A 22,402-nucleotide genomic window follows, 5' to 3' on the forward strand; every position below is an offset into this window, starting at 1 on the left:
AAAAAATTACACAATTTGCCATTGCTTTGATCCTAACCAATGAAAAAGAAAAGTATAATCTTATTTCTATTACTTTTCGTGTATGTGAATTATTCATTTGCGCAACAGATTACAACGGACAATACGCAACTTCCTAATGAACTTATTCAAAATTTAGTTAGCAGTGACTGTGTTACCATAGACAACGTATCATCTCCAATAAATGGTAGTATAAATAATATCATTAGTTATGGTACCTTTGAGAGAAACACCTCAAACTTCCCGTTTCAAAATGGCATACTATTATCAACGGGTCGTGTAAATTCTGCCGGAAACTCCATAAACGCTCAAGATCTAAATGAAGGAAATATAGATTGGGTAACAGATCCTGATATTCTTAATGTACTTGGTATAGACCAAACTTTAAACGCCACCGCTATTGAATTCGATTTTTCATCTGCAAATAGTTTTGTGTCCTTTAATTATTTATTTGCTTCAGATGAGTATCAACAAGAATTCCCTTGTAACTTTGAAGATGTCTTCGCTATTTTAATAAAACAAGTAGGCACCACAGATCCTTATGTTAATATTGCGGTAGTTCCAGATACAACAACCGAAATTAGTACCAATACCATTCACCCAACCATCACCGGATTTTGTGAGTCTCAAAATGAAACCTACTTTAATGGCTATAATAATGGTGATACTAATTTTAATGGCCGTACAGAAGTATTAACTGCTAGGACTGATATTATTCCTAATACAACCTACCATATAAAATTAATTATTGCAGATCATATTGATCAACGATTTGATTCTGCCGTATTTATAGAAGCTGAAGGCTTTGGAAACTCCATAAACCTTGGTCCAGACCAAAGTATCTGTGGTAGCGATCTAACCTTAGATGCTAATATTAATAATCCGGCTGCAACATATGCTTGGTTTTTAAACGGTAATCCAATTAGTGGAGCTACCAATTCAACATTAGAGGTCACATTATCTGGAACTTATTCCGTTGAAATTTCGATGCCTTCGGCTAGTGGCAATTGCATCTTAACTGATGCTATAGATATCGAAATTACTCCATACCTAGATGCTGCACCAATTGAAGCAATTGAAATATGTGATCCAGTACCAAGTGATGGCCTACATGAATTTGATTTTACAGAAAAAGATGATGAAATCTACGAGTCTTTACCTTCTACAAATTATGTTATAAGTTATCACCTTAATGAAGACGACGCTCAAAATAACAGCGATCCTATATTAGGTATTTATGAAAACACAGAACCAGCCGAGACTATTTATGTTCGTATAGAAAGTTTGACTGGAGATTGTCTTCAAATCGGAAGTTTTGAGATTATAGTCAAAGACTCGCCTAGTGCATTAGAATACAATATAGAGGTCTGCAATGGTTTAACATTTGCACAGTCCGACTTAGGTTTACACGCACTTGATTTAGCAGTAGCTGATTACGAGTTTGACACTACAGTGACTTATCACTTAACAGAAGAAGATGCATTAAATGCTGAAAATGAAATTAATGATTTTCCGGATGTAACCACAGGTATACCTGGATTTTTTGCACGAATAGAAAGCATTTTTTACGATTGTGCCTCAGTTGCTCCTATTAATTACAATTATGTAGTTTCTCCAGAAGTCGATAGAATCATTATTGACAATTGCCTAGACCCAATGTACAATGAAGTTAGTGGCGGTGAAACCTTTGATTATGACAGTTTAGTATATTCTTATGATATATATGACCTCATAGCTTTAATGGAAGCTGAATACCCAGAAGCTGAATTCACTATTAGACTAGATATACGAGACCAACCAGATTTCCCAATTCTTCGTTTTTCTAGCCCCGAATTTTGGGTTCCACTTGGCGCAAAATTTCCTGATGAATATTGTTTTAGTTATACAACTGTAATAGTTCATAAAAACCTAGTATACAACCTTTTTCGCAGAGACAAAATTGAATCTGCTTGTGATGACCCTTCAAATGATGGCATAATAGATGTAGATTTAGCTGCTTTGGCAGAAGATTATAAAAGTGGTTATGACGAAGTTAATATTGATTTTTATCTATCTGAAGAAGATCGTGACAATCAACTCACTCCGTTAGATCCAACCGCAATAATATCTATGGCTAACGACGAAAGTCTTTATCTACATTCCTCCTATAATAGTTGTAGCTACGATTCTAAGGTAACTTTTAAAGTGTATCCAATTTATGAAGTAGAGCCTATTTCTATAGAACACTGTGGAAACTTAGATCCTATTACTAATGAAACCCATATTGCCTTAGCTCCTTTAAAAGATATCTATACCATAGATATGTCAATAATTGGCGATGTGAATTTTTATTTAAGTTATGAGGATGCTGAAAATCAAGTCAATGAAATTACAGAAAGTTATAATGTAGCAGGCAATGAACAACTCTTCTACGTTAGAATCTCTAGTTTACTATGGAACAACAATTTATGCCCAACAATAACAACATTGCAAGTTAGTCTAGGGAATGCCATTGAAGCCAGTGATCCCAATCCTTTAATTATATGCGACGATGACCAAGATGGAATAGCAACGGTAAACTTAGACCATGTGATTTCAGAGTTGTCCGATGGAACTGATGATTTAAGCTTTTCATTTTTTGAAACCTACTCCGATGCTACAGCAAATACTAATAGTATTGAAAACTCAAATTCTTATACCACAGAAAGTAAGGATGTATTTATAAGAGCTGAAATAGCATCCTTAAATTGTTTCACTGTATTTACATATAACATACAAATCTACTCTAATCCCCAGCTCACTGAGATTGAAGACTATATATATTGCACATCTGACATACATACTCCTACCGAATTTATTTTTGAGGATAAAGACTTAGAAATTATAAATGGACAACAAGGTATGCAAGTCCTTTATTATGAAACAGAAAATGACGCTATAAACAATACCAATGCGATAGATAAAACAGTGGCCTATTTGCTAAGTTCTAACCCACAGACCATTTTTGTTCGACTTGAAAATGAAGCTCAAAACACTTGTTTTAAAGTCGCACCAATGTACGTTGAAGTTAGGCAAGCTCCACTATTTAATTATCCTTCTGATGTTTTTGAATGCGACGTGGACAGGACCGGACTTGCAACCACCAATTTACTCGATAAAATCACAGAGATAAACGAAGGAAGTTCAACAGAATTAAGTATTTCATTTCACCTCACCCCTTTAAATGCTGAAATAGGAACTAACCCTATCCCTTTAATTTATACGGCCACTAATAATCCACAACTCATATACACACGCATTGAAAACACTAATACAGAATGTGTAGAAATAGCAACATTTAATATAAATACCTTATCGCTTCCCGAGGTACAATATAACCAACAACTTGTAGCTTGTGGCAATAATGAGAATTACACTCAAGAATGGAACTTAACACAGATTGAGTTAGAGATACTACAAGGACGACAATATAATATTGATTTCACCTATTTTGAAACTGAAGACGATTTAAATATGGATCTTAATCCTATTGTAAATCCAGAATCTTATACCAACACATCAAACCCACAAACCTTATATGCTAAAATAACAAATGCATCAACAGGATGTTTTGACTCAGTCCCTTTTGAATTAATAACTAATAGTCCTCCAGACATTAATAGGTTTGAAACATTTAATAGCTGTGAAAATGAAGACCACAGCATTAACCTCTTAGATGTGAATGACGTTTTAATTGACAATACCTATAACGTTATTATCAATTATTTCTCAAATGAAGCCGATGCAGAAGCTAATGAAAACGCCTTAGATTCAAATTACAGTTATACCAGTACTTCAGAAACACTATATACTAGAGTTGAGTACAGTACAACACATTGCTATATTGTTTATCCATTTCAATTGATAATTAATCCGCTTCCTATTGCACATCAGCCAAATGATTTCAGCGTTTGTGATGATGATTTTGATGGCTATGTAGCAATTGATTTAACACAACATGATTCTTTTATTTTAGAAGATCAGAGTCCAAGCGAATTCATTGTGTCTTATTACACCTCAGAAATAAATGCGATTGATAAAACGTTACCACTAACTTCAGACTACGTTGCTTATGATAATGAGACTATTTTTGTAAGACTAGAAAATAACATAACAGGCTGTTACGATATTACCGAATTTTCTATTGTGATTCATTCATTACCATATACAGATATTGAGGATCAAGTTATTTGTGCAAATGACTTACCATTAGTGGTATCTGCAGACACTAATAATCCTTCCGATAGTTACTTATGGTCAACAGGTTCAACGTCGGCTTATATTGAAATTAGTACTATTGGATCCTATTCCGTAAGTATAACCAATGAATTTGGATGTGAAAATACCTCAACATTTAGTGTTACTGAATCAGAATCTGCGACTATTGACGTTGTGGAAACTATAGATTTTTCAGATCCTAACAATATTATTATCACGGTATCTGGAATTGGCAATTATTTGTATCAACTAAATGATGGTCCTTTTCAATCCTCAAATGTGTTTAATAATGTGCCTATAGGTTATAATAAGCTGAATATTATAGACCAAAATGGTTGTGCAAATCTGACGCGAGATATTTTAGTGATTGATACACCAAAACATATGACTCCCAATAACGATGGAGACTTTGACACATGGCACATTACAGGTGTAGAAACTCTACCTGGAACAACGGTTCAAATTTTTGATAAATATGGTAAACTACTAACCGTATTAGACCACAATACGCTGGGTTGGGATGGCACATATAACCAAAAGAACATGCCAGCTGGTGATTATTGGTTTGTGGCAGATGTTATTCAAAATGGAGAACAGTTTCAAATAAAAGGCCATTTTGCTTTAAGGCGCTAGTTCATATTACCCATACGAAATAGCCCGTTAGTAGCGGCATTTATTCGCTTTACTTTTTTTTTACTACATTTAGGAAAAAAAAGAAAACTTTGTTTTCTGCTATTGCTTGATACTATAATGTAATGAAAAAGAAAAATATCCTATTATTTCTCTTCCTTTTCGCGTATATATATAATTCATATGCGCAGCAAATAACGACAGACAATTCGCAACAGCCCAATGAACTTATTCAGAATTTGGTTGGTAGTGATTGTATTACGGTTAACAATATTTCGTCTCCCATTAATGGAAGTATAAATAATATTGTCAGTTTTGGATCTTTCGACAGTAATGGCACAAACTTTCCTCTTCAAAATGGTATAATTTTATCAACGGGTCGCGTAAGTTCGGCAGGAGATCCCCAAAACCCTCAAGACCTAAATGAAGGTAATATAGAATGGGCAACAGATTCGGATATTCAAGATGTATTAAATATCGATCAAACGCTGAATGCTACAGCTATTCAATTCGATTTTTCATCTCCTAATAATTTTATTTCCTTTAATTATCTGTTTGCTTCAGATGAATATCAACAAGAGTATCCTTGTAATTTCCAGGATGTTTTTGCCATATTAATTAGGCGTGCAGGCACATCTGATCCTTACGTAAATATGGCGTTAGTTCCAGAAACTTCAACTGAAATAAGTACTAATACTATTCATCCGAACATCACTGGGTTTTGTGACGCCCAAAACGAAGCGTATTTTCGAGGATACAACTCAGGTGATACCAATTTTAATGGCAGTACAGAAGTGCTAACAGCTAGAGCTGATATCCTTCCAAATGAAACCTACCAAATCAAAATGATTATTGCAGATCATATCGATCAACGCTTTGATTCTGCCGTATTTATTGCAGCCGATGGTTTTGGTAATTCTATTAATTTGGGACCAGATCAAAGTGTTTGTGGTACTGATCATACCTTAAATGCAGATATTAATAATCCCGCTGCAATTTACACTTGGTTCTTAAATGGTAATCCAATTTCGGGACAAACCAATTCAAGTATCGATATTACGGATTCAGGGACTTATGATGTAGAAATCGAAATACCAGCAAACAGTGGTGATTGTATTATAACGGATAGTATTACTATCGAAATAATCCCATTTCAAGATGCAGCTCCTATTGAAACTTGGCTGGTCTGCAATCCTTTTGGAAGCGACGGTACTTATGATTTTGATTTTACAGAAAAAAATGACGAGATATATGCAAACCTCCCGTCTACTAATTATGTAATAAGTTATCATTTAACGATAGATGATGCACAAAACAACAGTAATGCTATCAACCATTTATATCAAAACACAGATCAAATTGAAACCATTTTTGTCAGAATTGAAAGTTTAAGTGGTGATTGTCTACAAATCGGTTTATTTGACATTGTTGTCAGTGACTCTCCTGACATGTTAGAATATACTATTGATGTATGTAACGGAGAGCTCGTAGAAATTGTTTTTAATGACCTTAATTATTTAGGTACAGTGGTTTCTAATTTTGACTTAAATACTACGGTTTACTTTTATCTTACAGAAGATGATGCCATAAATATAGAAAATGAAATAACTGAATTTCCATCATTAATTGATGAACCAGATTTATTTTATGCCAGAATATTAAGCGATTCTAGCACGTGTCCGACAATAGTTCCTATTCACATCGATTATATACCAGAAACAGATTTAGGAATAGAAAATTACATATATAATCTTTGTATGAGTCCTGATTATAGTGAAAATTCTTATAACTATACTAACGTACCTATTGATTATAATATACCAGAAATATTTGACGAAATTGAAACGAAATATCCTGGTACAATAGTGCAACTTCAAGTTTTTCTTGGCACAAGTCCGATATTCACAACATCTAGCACCCAATACTTTATTCCTATTAGCATAAGGTATGTTGATGAAAACTGCCCTCAATATATGAATTTAGAACTTCATAAAAATTTATTATACTCTAGGTTTAAGGATGATTATAATATAGCAAGATGTGATGACGAAACCGATGACGGTATTTTAGATTTTGACCTAGCGGAAATAATTACGGAACTTAAAGGTAATTACGATATAGATTTAAAATTGTATGAATCGGAAAACGATCGGACTAATGGATCTAACGAATTAGATCAAAATACCATAGTAACTGTTACCAATTCTAAAACACTTTATGCCAGCTCAACGTTTGATGGATGTTCTCATGACTCAAAAATAATCTTAAATGTCACTCCAGGTTTTTACGTTGCACCAATAGCCATCGATTATTGTGGAAATACAGACCCGGTAACAAACACTACCAATATTGTTTTAGCTCCATTAGTTCAAACGGTTCTTCCTGGTCTCAGTCTCGGAACTCCTGTTAAATTTTACCTTACGGCAGATGATGCTGAAAACCAAGAGAACGAAATTACTGAGAGTTATGATATTGCTGGAAATCAACAATTATTTTATGTTAGGGTGGTAGATTCGTCCACTGAATGTTATGATGTCACAACCCTTGAAGTTAATATTACTAATGCTATTGAAGCTAGTAATCCAGAACCTTTAGTTGTTTGTGATGATGACCAAGATGGTAGTGCCACTGTTAATTTAGAGAACATACTTCTAGAATTATCTGATGGATCTACTGATTTAAGTTTTACGTTTTACGAAACCTACCAAGATGCGGTGAATACAGATACTCCAATTTCTAACCCTAGTAGCTATACTACGGAAAGTACTACTGTATTTATTCGAGGTGAAATAGAAGCCTTAGACTGTTTTACTATTTTTTATTACGATATTGAGATATACGCTAATCCACAACTTAATTCCATTGACGATTACATTTATTGTGGAATAGACTTGAATGCTGATCCGGAGTTTCTCTTTGAAACTAAAGATTCAGAAATTATTAATAGCCAAGTGGGTATGCAAGTGCTGTATTTTGAAACTGAAAATGATGCTATAGACAGACTCAACCCTATTGATAAAACTGTAAATTATCTTCCATTATCAAATCCACAAACAATTTTTGCACGTCTGGAAAACGAAATTGGAAATAGTTGTTTTAAAATTGCTCCCATGCAGATCGAAGCACGCCAAGCTCCTATTTATAATAATCCAATAGACGTCTTTGAATGTGATTTTGATAAAACAGGTTTAGTGACCACCGACTTAAGTAACATTATTAATGATATAACTGCTGGGAGTCCAACAGAATTAAGTGTTTCTTTTCACCTTACACCACTGAATGCAGAACTTGGATCTAATGCTATTCCATTAATCTATACCGCAACAAGTAATCCTCAAATAATCTATGCAAGAGTAGAAAATATAAATTCGGGCTGTTTTGAAACCCCTACTTTTAGTCTTAACGCGCTTTCCCTTCCAGATGTGCAATTGGGCAAATCTATTTCTGCCTGCGCTAATAATAACAATTTTATATTAGAATGGGACTTAACTCAAATTGAATTAGAGCTTTTAGAAGGTAGACAATATAATATTAGATTTACTTATTTTGAATCTGAAGAAGATGCATTGACAGATAGTAACCCTATTGCAAATCCTGAAACGTATACAAACACTTCTAGCCCTCAAACTATGTATGCGAAAATCACAAATGCAACAACGAGCTGTTTTGATACTGTTCCTTTTGAACTCATAATTAATAGCCCTCCAGAGATCAATGAATTTGAAACTTACAATGTTTGTGAAAACCCGGAAAACACGGTAAACCTATTAAATATTAACGAAGTACTTATTGATAATACCTTTAACGTTATTATTAACTATTTCTTAAATGAAACGGATGCCGAAGCTAATGAAAATGCCTTAGACTCAGATTATATTTATACCAACACAACAGAAACATTATATACCAGAGTAGAATTTAGTACCACGCATTGCTATACTGTTTATCCTTTTCAATTGACCATAAATCCGTTACCTGTGGTCAATACTCCTGATAATCTCGTAGTTTGTGATGATGATTTTGACGGTTATGTTTTCGTAGATTTATTACAGCAAAACTCAGCTGTTTTAGGTAACCAAAATACAAACGATTTTACGGTAAGCTATTACAATTCAAGTACGAATGCGATTGAAAACACAAACCCATTAAATTCTAATTACAATACCACAAATGGTGATATTATTTTTGTACGCATAGAAAACAATAATACTGGTTGTTATGATATAACACAGTTTTCAACGGTTGTTAATTCAATACCTAATATTTCTATTCCAGATCAAGTTATATGTTTAGATGATTTACCATTGTTAGTTTCTGTAAGCACCAACATACCTTCAGACACCTACCAATGGTCCACAGGAGCAACCTCTTCAGAAATTGAAATTCTTGAAACCGGTTCCTATTCTGTTACTGTAACCAACCAATTTGGTTGTGCGTATACCGAAACATTTAGCGTTATTGAATCCGAGTCTGCAATGATTGATGTTATTGAAACTATAGATTTTTCGGATCCAAACAATATTACGGTTACCGTGACTGGAATTGGAAATTATTTATACCAACTTAACACGAATCCTTTACAATTATCTAATATATTTCAGAATGTCCCAATAGGACAAAACACCATTACAATTATAGACCAAAATGGTTGTGCAAGCATCACCAAAGACGTTTTTGTAATAGACACACCAAAACATTTAACTCCAAATGGTGATGGAGATTTTGATACATGGCACATAGCAGGAGTTGAAACACTACCAGGAACTGTTATCCATATTTTTGATCATTATGGAAAATTAATGACACAATTGAATCACAACTCACTAGGTTGGAATGGGACATATAACGGTAAAAAAATGCCTGCAGGAGATTATTGGTTTGTGGCCGATGTTGTTCAAAATGGAAAACAGTTTCAAATAAAAGGTCATTTTGCACTGCGACGTTAGATGCTTTTATAAAAGTTGGCTATTTTAATTCAATTGTCATTCATCCAATTAAAAACGTAACTTATCCTTAAAAATCCCCTTTATTGGGGATTTTTAGGTACATTTTTATCTCCTAAATTGCTGAATACAAAATGACACGCGTTTTACCTAGGCGTTTTTTAAACTTAAACTGTGAGACTAAACTTATTATTTTCCCTTGCTATTACTTTTATTGGTATTCATTATAGCTTTTCCCAACAAATAACCACAGATGATGCTTTAGGTTTAGAACAACTTATCCAGCAAAACCTTGGGCAGAATTGCGTGGAGATTTCTGACATATCTTCAAGCGTTAATGGTTCTATAAACGGTATCAGTAGTTATGGTTATTTTGAACGTGGGGATTCTGATTTTCCTTTTGAAAATGGTATTTTACTCACTACAGGTGATGTTAATTCCGCAGGAAATATACTTAATAGCAACCCCTTAAACGAGGGGGATGATACCTGGGGAACGGATATAGATTTAGAAAACGCCTTAGGCATCTCTAATACACAAAATGCCACCTCAATACAATTCAATTTTATTTCAGTAGCTAACCAAATTCAATTTAATTATTTATTAGCTTCAGAAGAATACCAACAAGAATATCCTTGTTTTTATTCCGATGGCTTTGCCTTTTTAATCAAAGAAGCAGGCTCCTCTGCTCCATTTACAAATATTGCTGTGATTCCGGGAACCTCAATACCCGTTAACACCAATACCATACACGACTTAATTCCAGGATCTTGTGTCGCTGAAAACGAAGCTTTTTTTGAAGGCTATAATGTTGGTGACACTAATTATAACGGTCGTACGGTTGTACTTTCTGCCACTGCTACAATTCTACCAAACGTAGAATATGAAATAAAACTTATTATTGCAGATCAAGATGATCAAAATTTTGATTCCGCAGTTTTTATAGAAGGCAATAGTTTTAATGCTAATGTTGATCTTGGACCAGATATTACCACCTGTGGAGATTCTGTTACTTTAAATGGAGATATTCAAAATCCACAAGCCTCTTATAATTGGTATCAAAATGATGTTCTTATATCGGGTGAAAATAATCCAACATTAAACGCATTATCATCTGGCACCTATACAGTTGAGATCACCATACAACTTAACGCGACATCTTGTATTATTGAAGACACGATTGAAATCACACTTGATACAGAGCAATCGTCCACTCAAATTTCAGATTTTGTGTATTGTGATGATGATTCTAATGATGGTGTTGAAAATTTTGATCTTTCAACAAAAGACAATGAAGTATTAGCATCTGTACCGCCTTCTAGTTACAATATCAGCTATCATTACTCTAGTGAAGATGCGGAGAACAATGACAATCCTATTCTTGGTACTATTCAAAACACAAGTTCTCCACAACCTATATATGTTAGAATTGAAGATACTATAAATGGCTGTTTAGCATTTTCTACATTCAATTTAATAGTCAATGAAAAACCTGAATATGAAGATCCAGATCCAATTATTGCTTGTGAAGACCCGACCTTAAATGGCTATACATTTGTGGATTTAAATGTTGCTAACGATCAAATTACAAATGGTAATCCAAATTTATACGTCTCCTATCATTTTTCAGAGCCCGAAGCAGATTTAGGTCAAAACCCTATTTTTTCACCATATGAAAATCCTAATTTGTCGCAAACCTTATATGTTAGAATTTATGATGCGACAACCGGTTGCTTTTCTACAACGACTATTGATGTTCAATTTCAAGATCTTCCTGCTATAAATTTAGATGATCAAACTATTAATGCATGTGAAGTCGATGAGGATGGTTTTGAATCTTTTGATTTAACAAGTGTGATAGATGATGTTTTACAAGGCATTATAGGCTTAGATCTTAGTTTTCATGAAACGGAATATGATGCACACAATAACCTCAATCCTATTGGGGATGCAGAAAATTATCAAAATACAATTGAAGGTTTTCAGCAACTCTACATACGTGTACAAGACCCAACAACAGGCTGTTATACCGTTATTAAACTATCATTATACACTAATATTATCAGAACAGCGTTATCCGGTAATGTCTTTATAGTTTGTGATGATATTTCTAATGATGGCATCGCTGATTTTGATTTAAATGAAGTGCAATCCGAACTCTTAGATGGCTACGACGATTTTGAAGTTACATTTTTTCTTACCGAAGACGATAGAACCAATGCTATTAATGAAATAGACAAAACAGTACCATTTAACGTCATAAATAATGGCACAATTATTTACGCTGCCCTAGTTGATGATGAATGTACTGGCGATGTTGATATTGCATTACAAATTGCTCCAGCTGTGAGCTTAACACCTCAAGTTACAGATTATTGTGACGAAGATGCTGATGGGTATACCACCTTAGTCATGGATACATTTAATAGTGTTGCACTACAAGGTGTACAAGCTGGAAATGTAAAATATTACCTCACCGAAGACGATGCTATAAATAATGAAAACATCCTACCTGATTATCACTATAACACTACTAACCCACAACTATTTTATATAAGAGTGACCAATGCGCAAACAGAATGCTACGATATTTCCACACTTTTGGTAAACATCGTAAGCGCTCCAAGTATTATGTATCCAGAATCTATAATTATTTGTGATGATAATAATGATGGTATCTCAACTGTAAATTTGGAATCAAAAATTCCAGAAATAGTACCATCAACAACAGGTTTGGATATACGCTTTTACACGGACTACAATGACGCTATTGAAAGTGAAAATGAAATTACCGATCCTGATAACTACTCAACCGCAACCCAATACATTTATGCCCGTGTAGAAAATGAAAGCACAGGTTGTTATAGTCTCTCTGGGTTTTATATTTATGTGAATACCTTACCAGAATTTATTCCAATTACAAATTTTGAAAACTGCGAAGCAGATATTACTGGAGTGGCTGATTTTTATTTCTATTTAAAAGATGATGAAATTCTGAACGGACAATCAGATAAACAGGTACTTTATTATGAAACAGAAGCTGATGCGCTTTCAGGCCTCAATGTTATAGACAAATATGCTGTTTATAATAACACATCGAGTCCTCAAACTATATATGTTAGAGTAGAAAGTTTTACGGATTCTGATTGTTTTGGGGTGTCTTCATTTGAGATTGAGGTAGGCTCTATTCCTATTTTCAATGCTGCGGAAAGCATTTTTGTCTGTGATGATATCAGTAATGATGGTTTTATAACAATAAATTTAAATGATAAAATTGCCGAAATGGTAGCTGGCAGTCCGGAAACTTTAGATATTACATTTCATGAGTCGGCAGATGATGCACTAAACAACACTAATTCTGTACCTTTAATATACACCAATACTACCAACCCGCAAGAGCTTTATGCCAGAGTTGATAATGGTAATTACTGCAAAGGTATTTCTGCGTTTGATATTAACGTCGTTTCAGCTCCTGTTGTTAATTCATCCACACCTATCGCGCAATGTGATGATGATTATGATGGTATTGTAAGTTGGGATTTAACAGTTTCTGAAGTTGAAATACTTGGTGTAAGGCAAGATAATATTGAAGTCACCTACTTTGAAAGTATTGAAGATTTGGAAGCGAACATCAACCCTATTCCAAATCCAGAAAATTATAACAACATAACTAATCCGCAAACGGCATATCTAAAAGTAAATAACACTTTGAGTAATTGTTATGTTAACGTACCGTTAGAACTTATTGTGAATCTCCCTCCTCTTTTCAACGATTTTGAAGTTTATGAGATTTGCGACAATCCCACAAGTAGTTTTGATCTAGCTGAAATTGAAACCGTTTTAATCAATACTGGAACAGACGCAACGCTTTCCTATTACGACACATTTAATAATGCTCAAAATAGTACAAACACATTAAATGTAACTTACAATTACCAATCTATAAACGATGTTATTTTTGTTCGAATTGAACATCCTGTAACGGGATGTTTCTTTGTGTATGATTTTGTACTTCAAATTAATCCATTGCCCATTGCAAATACACCAAATAATATTGAAACTTGTGATGACGACTCTAATGATGGCATCGCATCTTTTAATCTCGAAGCTCAAACTAACACCGTTTTAGGCACACAGAACCCTGATGATTTTACGGTAACCTATCATTTAAATCTTTCAGATGCTGAAGCCGGAGACAATTTAATTTCATCTCCTTTTGTAACAGTAAATCAACAAATCACAGTCCGAATTGAAAACAATGACACAGGATGTTACAGTTTAACCGATTTCAACGTAATCGTAAACCCACATCCAAATGTCCCAGAACCACTTCTAGAATGTGATACGAATTATGATGCTAGTACACCCTTCGATTTAACAACGGCTGAAAGTGATTTATTTACGACACCTAATCCTGATAATATCATCACGTATTATACATCAGAGGACGATTTACAATTAGATAATAACCCTATTTTAAATCCCAGCAACTATTACAATATTAGCAATCCACAAACTATATTTATAAAAGTATATAATACGGTTGCAGATTGTTTCACATTTGTGCCGCTAGAATTGAATGTCAACCTACCGCCTGCTACAAATACTTTTGAAATATTTGCGACCTGTGCAAACGATACTAATAGTTTTGATTTAACGACTATAAATGAGGTTATTGTTGACACCAATTACAATGTGCTTTTTAGTTATTTTACAACGGAAGCTGATGCTATCGCTAACCAAAATGCTTTAGACACAAATTACACCTACACAAGCAACAGTGATATGATTTATGCGCGCGTAGAATTTAGCACAACGCATTGTTATTATATTCATCCTTTTCAACTACGTGTTAATCCGTTACCAATAGCTAATCAACCACCCAACTTAGAGACGTGTGATGATGATTATGATGAGTATTATGATTTTAATTTAAATCAACAAACAGCACCTATTTTAGGGTTTCAAAATCCATCAAATTACAGTGTCACATACTTTAACAGCATACTTGAAGCTGATGAAGGATTCACTCCTTTAGATGCTGATTCTTACAATGGTCATCATAACGAAATTATAACGGCTCGGATAGAAAATAATATCACAGGCTGTTATAGTCTTGTAGATTTTTCACTAATAGTCAATCGAAAACCATATGTAAACATTCCAGATCAAGTGGTTTGTATCGATAATTTGCCTTTGGTGGTTTCTGCCAATACATTTTATCCTACAGACAGGTTTTTGTGGTCAACAAATCAGGTAGGTTCTGAAATAGAAATTACAGAAATTGGAACGTATTCGGTCACTGCAACTACAGAAAATGGCTGTGTAACGACAAGTACATTTAATGTTACAGCATCAGAATCTGCAACTATAGATTTAGCGGAAACAGTAGATTTCTCTGACCCGAATAATATTACAATTACTATTAGTGGTATCGGAAATTACCAATACATTTTAGACGATGGTGACCCACAAGACTCTAATGTTTTTGAGAATGTTGCTTTAGGATATCACACTGTTACCATTATTGATTTAAATGGTTGCGCAGAAGTGACTAAAGAAGTTCTCGTTGTTGATGCACCACCGTTTTTCACTCCCAATGGTGATACCCAAAACGACACTTGGCATATTATAGGAATAGAAACCTTACCTGGCAGTATTGTTTACATTTTTAATCGTTACGGTAAACTCATAAAACAATTAGATTCCAATACACAAGGCTGGGACGGAACATATAATGGTTACAATATGCCAGCCAACGATTATTGGTTTTTAGCAGAAATTAAACAAGGTAATATTGCTTTTGAAGTACGAGGTCATTTTGCACTTCGTCGCTAATAAAAACACATCATCTTTTTTAACATCCTATAACATTTCTAATACTAGTTAGAAGTGTATCTTTGCAGTCCCTTAAGACGAAAATGAAGCAAACATTACTAGTAGCAATTACCCTTATATTTTCCCTATTGAATTATGCCCAAAATATTTCAGTAGATAGTCAAACGTATACTCCACAACAACTCGTAGAAAATATTTTAATTGATAGTGATTGTATTAACAATGTTATAGTCACTAATGTGGTTGGTGGTGATTTTGGAGGAACCGATCAAAGCTACGGCTATTTTGAAGCGAATGGTTCTAGTTTCCCGTTTGAAAGTGGCATTGTACTTAGTACAGGAAGATTAGCAAATGTCCCTGGACCAAATGATAATTTAAGTGATGATAATGCTTCAAGTTGGACCGGAGATTTCGACTTAGAAAGTGCACTAAACGAATCTGGCACCATCAATGCCACCATCTTAGAGTTTGATTTTGTGTCTGTAGCTTCACAAGTTAGTTTCAGATATATTTTTGCATCAGAAGAATATCAGGAGAATAATTCTAATACTTGTAATTATTCTGATGTATTTGGATTCTTAATTAAACCTGTAGCTGGACAAGTGCAGTATGAAAACATCGCCATTGTACCGAACACTGACACTCCTGTTAAAGTAACTACGGTTACACCCGGAGTTCCCAATAGTTGTCCGCCTCAAAACGAAACGTATTTTGGTCAGTTTAATGATGAAAATTCACCTATAAATTTTAATGGCCAAACCGGCATTTTAACGGCCACGGCAAATGTTGTTCCCAATGTGACTTACCACGTAAAGTTAGTCATTGCAGACGAAGCCAATTACAGATACGATTCGGCTGTCTTTTTAGAAGCTGGTAGTTTTGAGCTATCTTCAGATTTAGGTCCTAATTTGCTTGTTGCAACTAGTAATGCTCTATGCGAGGGAGAAACTATAGAACTAAATGCAAGACAAGATGGGCAAAATGCCTACGATTGGTACAAAGATGGTAGCTTAATTGATTCTCAACCTAGCAATTGCGTGAATTGTGGTACATATACCGTTACTGAAGAAGGAACTTATAATGTTGAAGTCACCTTGGCTAATGGCTGTATTGCTTATGGAGAAGTCATAATAGAATATGCGTCATTACCAACCGGTGCAGATTCTGTTTTAATAGAATGTGATGCAAATCAAGATGGTTTAACCATTTACGATTTATATAATGCTACCTTTGATTTAATTAATGGGGATCAAAGTTTAACTGTCGATGATTTTTTCTTGTCAGAAGCAGATGCTATAGCGAATATAAATCCGATTGCAAATCCTGATGCGTTTCAAAACACTTCACCTTTTCAAATTGTTTTTGCACGAATTGTGAATCAAGCCAATTGCCCTACTGTTGCAGAATTAGAATTACAAATCTCAAATAATGTTTTAAACATCCCAGATTTGGAAGCTTGCGATGGAGATGTTGTTGATGGATTTGCGACATTTAACTTAAACGACACCTTTGATTACATTCAAAATCAAATTACTGAAGATACCTATGTCAGTTATTATGAAACTGAAATGGATGCATTTAATGGCAGCAACGCATTAAATCCAACATTCAATAATACTATTGCATATTCCCAAAGCTTATATATAAAGGTCGACACCGATAATGGCTGTTACAGTATTTCTACTGTAAACCTAAATGTACTTTATACGCCTTTACTAGAAGCAGATGACACCTTTTTGTACTGCTTAAATACCTATCCTGAACCACTTATCATTTTTGGTGGAGTACGTAATGATTTACCAAACAATTACTATTACGAATGGCAATTTAATGGCACAACAACTGAAGTCACTACGTTATTTTATGAGGTTACAGAACCCGGTGTATATACGGTTATTGTAACAGATCCTAATGGTTGTTCTGCTAGTAGAACAATTACAGTTTTAGCTTCTGAAACTGCAACTATAGAAAGTGTCAACGTTATAGGTGTAGCTCCTAATAATACGGTCACCATTTCGATATCTGGTGAAGGTGATTACGAGATGGCTTTAGACGATATTGACGGCATATATCAAGATAATTTTGTATTTACCAATGTTTCAAAAGGATTTCATACGGTGTATATCAGGGATAAAAATGGTTGTGGCACTACGGAAGCAACCATTTCAGTTTTGGGCTTTCCTAAATTCTTTACCCCAAATGGTGATGATGATAATCCCACGTGGCAAGTTACTGGAGACGAAGACCAATTTAATCAGATAGCATCTATTCAAATTTTTAACCGTTATGGTAAATTAATGACGGTATTAACGACTGCAAATCGTAGTTGGGATGGTACACTAAAAGGCAAAACACAGCCGAGTGATGATTATTGGTTTATTGCAGACTTTACAGATGGCAAGACCTATACTGGTCATTTTGCATTGAGAAGATAATTCCGGTTTTTCGCATTCACAGAAAAGAAACTAGGCTACAAGTTCTATCTATTATAATATTGCTTGTTATTTCTGAGTAAAAACAATCCACATTTAGCATTTTTAAAAAGGTGAAACACAAAACCATAAGCAGCTAAACCCTTGATTGACTATACCGTACAACAAATAGATTTCACATTTTCTTATCTCACTTAATCTTCTATTTTTGTAATACCTAACCCAACCTTTATTTGAGCGAGAATTAACGTAACTATTACTTAACAAATGAAAGTATTATATTACATATTTTTGCCCACTATTTTTATAAAAACTACATGAAAAACTACGCTGTTTTACTTTTCACCCTGCTATCAATTTTAAAGGGTTATTATTCAATTAATGAAATAAATTACACGACATATAACTCAGAGCACATGGCTTGTCCTGCTCCAATCATAAACACCTTTAGTCCCGATAGTGGACCTGTAAACACAGAAATTATAGTTAATGGAAGTAACTTTGATACCATAACAACAGTAGATTTTAACGGTATCAGTGCTACTTTTACTCTAATAAATGATACCGAAATTGCGATTGTAGTGCCTTCAGGAATTACTGCGACTTCTAGCATAACACTTACAACTTCGGGAGGCTGTGATGCAACAACTGCTTCAAGTTTCACCCTCTTAAATTCTGATTGTAATGCTGCAGATGAGATTTATATCTCAGAGGTTTATGATTCCGACGGAGGAAGTTATGGTGTTATAGAGCTTTATAATCCAACAAACACCACAATAAACTTGGATGCCATTTATGAAATACAACGTTTTGGAGATATCGGTAATGCGACTCCGAGTGCAACGATTCCTTTAGAAGGTTCTATCGCTCCACTTAGTACCTATATTATTGAAATGGGTAGTACTGGTAATTCGTGTAACGGCTTAACTGCTGGTATTTCAATAAATGCTGGTATTAATGAAGATGACGAAATTCAATTACTAAAAAATGCGACTGTCATTGATGTAATGTATACAGATGATGAAATTGGCTACACTTTTATTAGAAATGCAGATGCTACAGCACCAAGCGCAACCTATAACCTTAACGAGTGGTTACTACTAGAAGTTGAAGATTGCTCTAATTTAGGTTCTCATACTGCTGATGCGAATTCTTTTCCAACGATTACACATCCTAACAATCAAGCAATTTGCGAAAATGGATCAGCATCTTTCTCCGTAACTATAGATTCAGGATCCTATACCTACCAATGGCTTGTTCTAAATACTACTGGAAATTGGGTAAATGTAAATAATGATAGTAATTATTCTGGTGCAACAACCAGTACTTTGACAATAACAAATACTCCGAATAGTTTTGATGGATTACAATATTACTGTATGATGTCCTCTGTAGGTTGCGATCTTGTTTCAAATGCAGCTCAATTGGAGGTTTCAAACCCTGAAGTTGATACACTTCCCAACCAAACCGTATGTTCTAACTATATTCTACCTGAATTAACGAATGGTAATTATTATACAGGAATGAACGGCACAGGAACGCAGCTTAATGCTGGAGATATTATAACAACTTTTCAAACGATTTATATTTTCAATACCTCTGGTACTCCTTCTAATACTTGTAGTAATGAATCTAGCTTTACCGTTTCAATTAGTGGGAATCCACTAGTAAGTGTATTAAATGACCAAACGGTTTGTTCAGAATTTGTACTACCAAGTATAACGAATGGAAATTATTTTACGGCTACTAATGGAAATGGTACTCCTTTAAATGCAGGTGATATTATTTCAGAATCACAAACCATTTATATTTATAACGAGAATGGAGTTGCTCCTAATATCTGTACTAACGAAAGTAGTTTTGAGGTGAGCGTAATTGGCACTCCAGATGTTAATATACTTCCTAATGTTTCGATTTGTTCGGAATTCATTTTACCAACACTTACCGATGGAAACTATTTCACAGGAACCAATGGAACAGGAACACCACTGACTTCGGGAGCTAGTATTACAACATCACAAACCATTTATATTTATAATGAGCTTGGTACAACACCAGATACTTGCACTAACGAAAGCAGCTTTGAGATTACTATTTATCCTGCTACAGATTTTACGTTAACGGATTCAAATATTGAAATCGACGGAAGTACAATAACCATAACAATGCCTGATACTAGCATAGATTATGAATACGCTATTGATGGTACTAGTTTTCAAAGTGAAAATGTATTTAACGATATTTCTGAAGGAGCAAACACCTTATATGTTCAAGATAGCAATGGCTGTATTGTTAGATTTATATCATTTGAAATCCAACCAATGGCAGATGAATTATTTATACCAAATGGCTTTTCTCCTAATAATGATACTAAGAATGACTGGTTTAATATTCAAGGCTTATATGATGTGTATACCAATCATAAATTACAAATATATAACCGCTACGGAATACTAGTTTTTGAAGGAAACAATAATAACAAATGGTTTGGAATAGCAAATAAAGGACTAATGAAAACTGATAATGTGTTACCTGTAGGCACTTATTTCTATGTCTTGGATTTAAATGACCCAAGCACCAATTCTAAGCCGTTTACAGGTTGGGTTTATCTTAATAAATAAATCGTCTATTTTATTCAACCTTTAATTTCAAGCAATGAAACGTATTCATTTATTAATTCACTTTACCTACCTCTTAAGTTTATCTTTTATAACGAATACTTATGCCACAGTTGGTAGTGATATTGAAGAAGTCAACAGCTTTTGTCCTGCACCAATAATTAATACGTTTACACCTGCTAGTGGACCGGAAAACACATTGATTACAATTAATGGTAGTAACTTTGACGATGCAACTTCGGTGACTATAGATGGCATTAACACCAATTTTACGATTATAAGTAATTCCCAAATCACAGCGCTTGTTCCTGATGGTGCAATGGATGCATCGAGTATTTCTATTTCAAGTAATGGAGGATGCATAGGAAGTTCGTCCACTGATTTTACCGTGTTAGAATCGTCATGTAGTGTTAGTGAAATTTATTTTTCTGAACTATATGATGCACAGAGTGGTGCATTTGGAATTATTGAACTTTACAATCCAACAAATACAACTGTAAATTTAGATGGAGTTTATGAAATTTTCAGATATGGAAATATTGGTGAACCTGACGCGGATGCTACCGTTATACCTTTAACGGGATCAATCCCTTCTCTAAGCACCTTTATAATTCAAAGTAATGGTTCAGATGCTTGTACTGGATTCTCTGTAGATTTTACTCTAGGAGCTGGATTTAATGATAATGATGAATTTAAACTTAAAAAAAATGGCATTGTCATAGACAATGTTCAAGCCATTGATGAGAGAGGTTATACTATAATTAGAAATGCAGATGCTATTGCACCTTCAAGTACTTTTGACTCCAACGATTGGTATAGTGATGGTAATGAAGACTGCAGCGATATTGGGTCTCATAACGTAAATACATCAAGCACCTCACCTAACATCATCCATCCGCTTTCCCAAGACATATGTGAAAATGGAAATACTTCTTTTTCAGTTTCAGTAGATATGGGCTCATACACTTACCAGTGGATGGTCCTTAATAGTTCTGGAAACTGGATTAATGTCACTAACAACAGTAATTACGCTGGTGCATCATCTAATACTTTAACGATTTCTAACGCACCCTCTAGTTTCAATGGGTATCAATACCACTGTATTATGACCTCTACCGATTGTGATTTAGTATCAAATGCAGTACAACTTCAAGTTTCTAACCCAACTGTAGATGTTTTTTCCAATCAAAGCGTATGCTCAGACTACACCTTACCAGCCTTAACTAACGGAGACTATTATACCGCAACTAATGGCGGTGGCACTCAACTTAATGCTGGTGATACTATTTCAACAACACAGATCATTTACATTTATAATGAAATCGGAACGGCTCCCGATACTTGTTCCAACGAAAGTAGCTTTCAAGTAACAGTAAGCGGTACACCAAATGTCGATACACTTGCTGACCAAACGGTCTGTTCAGATTATACGTTACCCGCCTTAACTGATGGTAATTATTTTACCGCTACAGATGGTGGTGGCACTCAACTTAATGCTGGTGATACCATTTCAACAACACAGACCATTTACATTTATAATGAAGTAGGAACAGCTCCTGATACTTGTTCCAACGAAAGTAGTTTTGAAGTAACCGTTAGTGGTACACCAAATGTAGATACACTTGCAGACCAAACCGTCTGTTCAGATTATACATTACCTGCCTTAACTGATGGTAATTATTATACC

Annotated in this window: 6 protein-coding genes; all 6 read left to right on the top strand. The window is 34.4% G+C overall.

Annotated features, from left to right (window positions below):
* Window positions 1-39 precede the first annotated feature (39 nt).
* On the top strand, window positions 40-4,887 hold the full coding sequence (locus tag KO515_RS12195) for a T9SS type B sorting domain-containing protein (RefSeq protein WP_215936624.1): 4,848 nt from the start codon (window positions 40-42) through the stop codon (window positions 4,885-4,887).
* A 122-nt stretch (window positions 4,888-5,009) separates the two neighbouring features.
* Window positions 5,010-9,830, top strand: a complete 4,821-nt coding sequence (locus tag KO515_RS12200) for a T9SS type B sorting domain-containing protein (RefSeq protein WP_215936625.1) — start codon at window positions 5,010-5,012, stop codon at window positions 9,828-9,830.
* A gap of 171 nt (window positions 9,831-10,001) precedes the next feature.
* Window positions 10,002-15,665 (top strand): T9SS type B sorting domain-containing protein, encoded by a 5,664-nt coding sequence (locus KO515_RS18935; RefSeq protein ID WP_215936626.1) that lies wholly within the window; start codon window positions 10,002-10,004, stop codon window positions 15,663-15,665.
* A gap of 83 nt (window positions 15,666-15,748) precedes the next feature.
* Window positions 15,749-18,100, top strand: a complete 2,352-nt coding sequence (locus KO515_RS12210) for a choice-of-anchor L domain-containing protein (protein ID WP_215936627.1) — start codon at window positions 15,749-15,751, stop codon at window positions 18,098-18,100.
* 314 nt (window positions 18,101-18,414) lie between these two features.
* Entirely contained in the window at window positions 18,415-20,718 is a 2,304-nt protein-coding gene (locus tag KO515_RS12215) for a gliding motility-associated C-terminal domain-containing protein (RefSeq protein WP_215936628.1), read from the top strand.
* Between the two features lie 34 nt (window positions 20,719-20,752).
* Window positions 20,753-22,402 (top strand): IPT/TIG domain-containing protein (locus tag KO515_RS12220; RefSeq protein WP_215936629.1); only part of this gene is annotated, 1,650 nt, incomplete at its 3' end.

It is taken from the genome of Winogradskyella psychrotolerans, assembly GCF_018860545.1.
Taxonomy (GTDB): domain Bacteria; phylum Bacteroidota; class Bacteroidia; order Flavobacteriales; family Flavobacteriaceae; genus Winogradskyella; species Winogradskyella psychrotolerans_A.

What these genes read in the sequence shown, in the direction of transcription:
- KO515_RS12195 (WP_215936624.1), top strand. Translation starts at nt 40, where the DNA reads ATGAAAAAGAAAAGTATAATCTTATTTCTATTACTTTTCGTGTATGTG.
- KO515_RS12200 (WP_215936625.1), top strand. Translation starts at nt 5,010, where the DNA reads ATGAAAAAGAAAAATATCCTATTATTTCTCTTCCTTTTCGCGTATATA.
- KO515_RS12210 (WP_215936627.1), top strand. Translation starts at nt 15,749, where the DNA reads ATGAAGCAAACATTACTAGTAGCAATTACCCTTATATTTTCCCTATTG.
- KO515_RS12215 (WP_215936628.1), top strand. Translation starts at nt 18,415, where the DNA reads ATGAAAAACTACGCTGTTTTACTTTTCACCCTGCTATCAATTTTAAAG.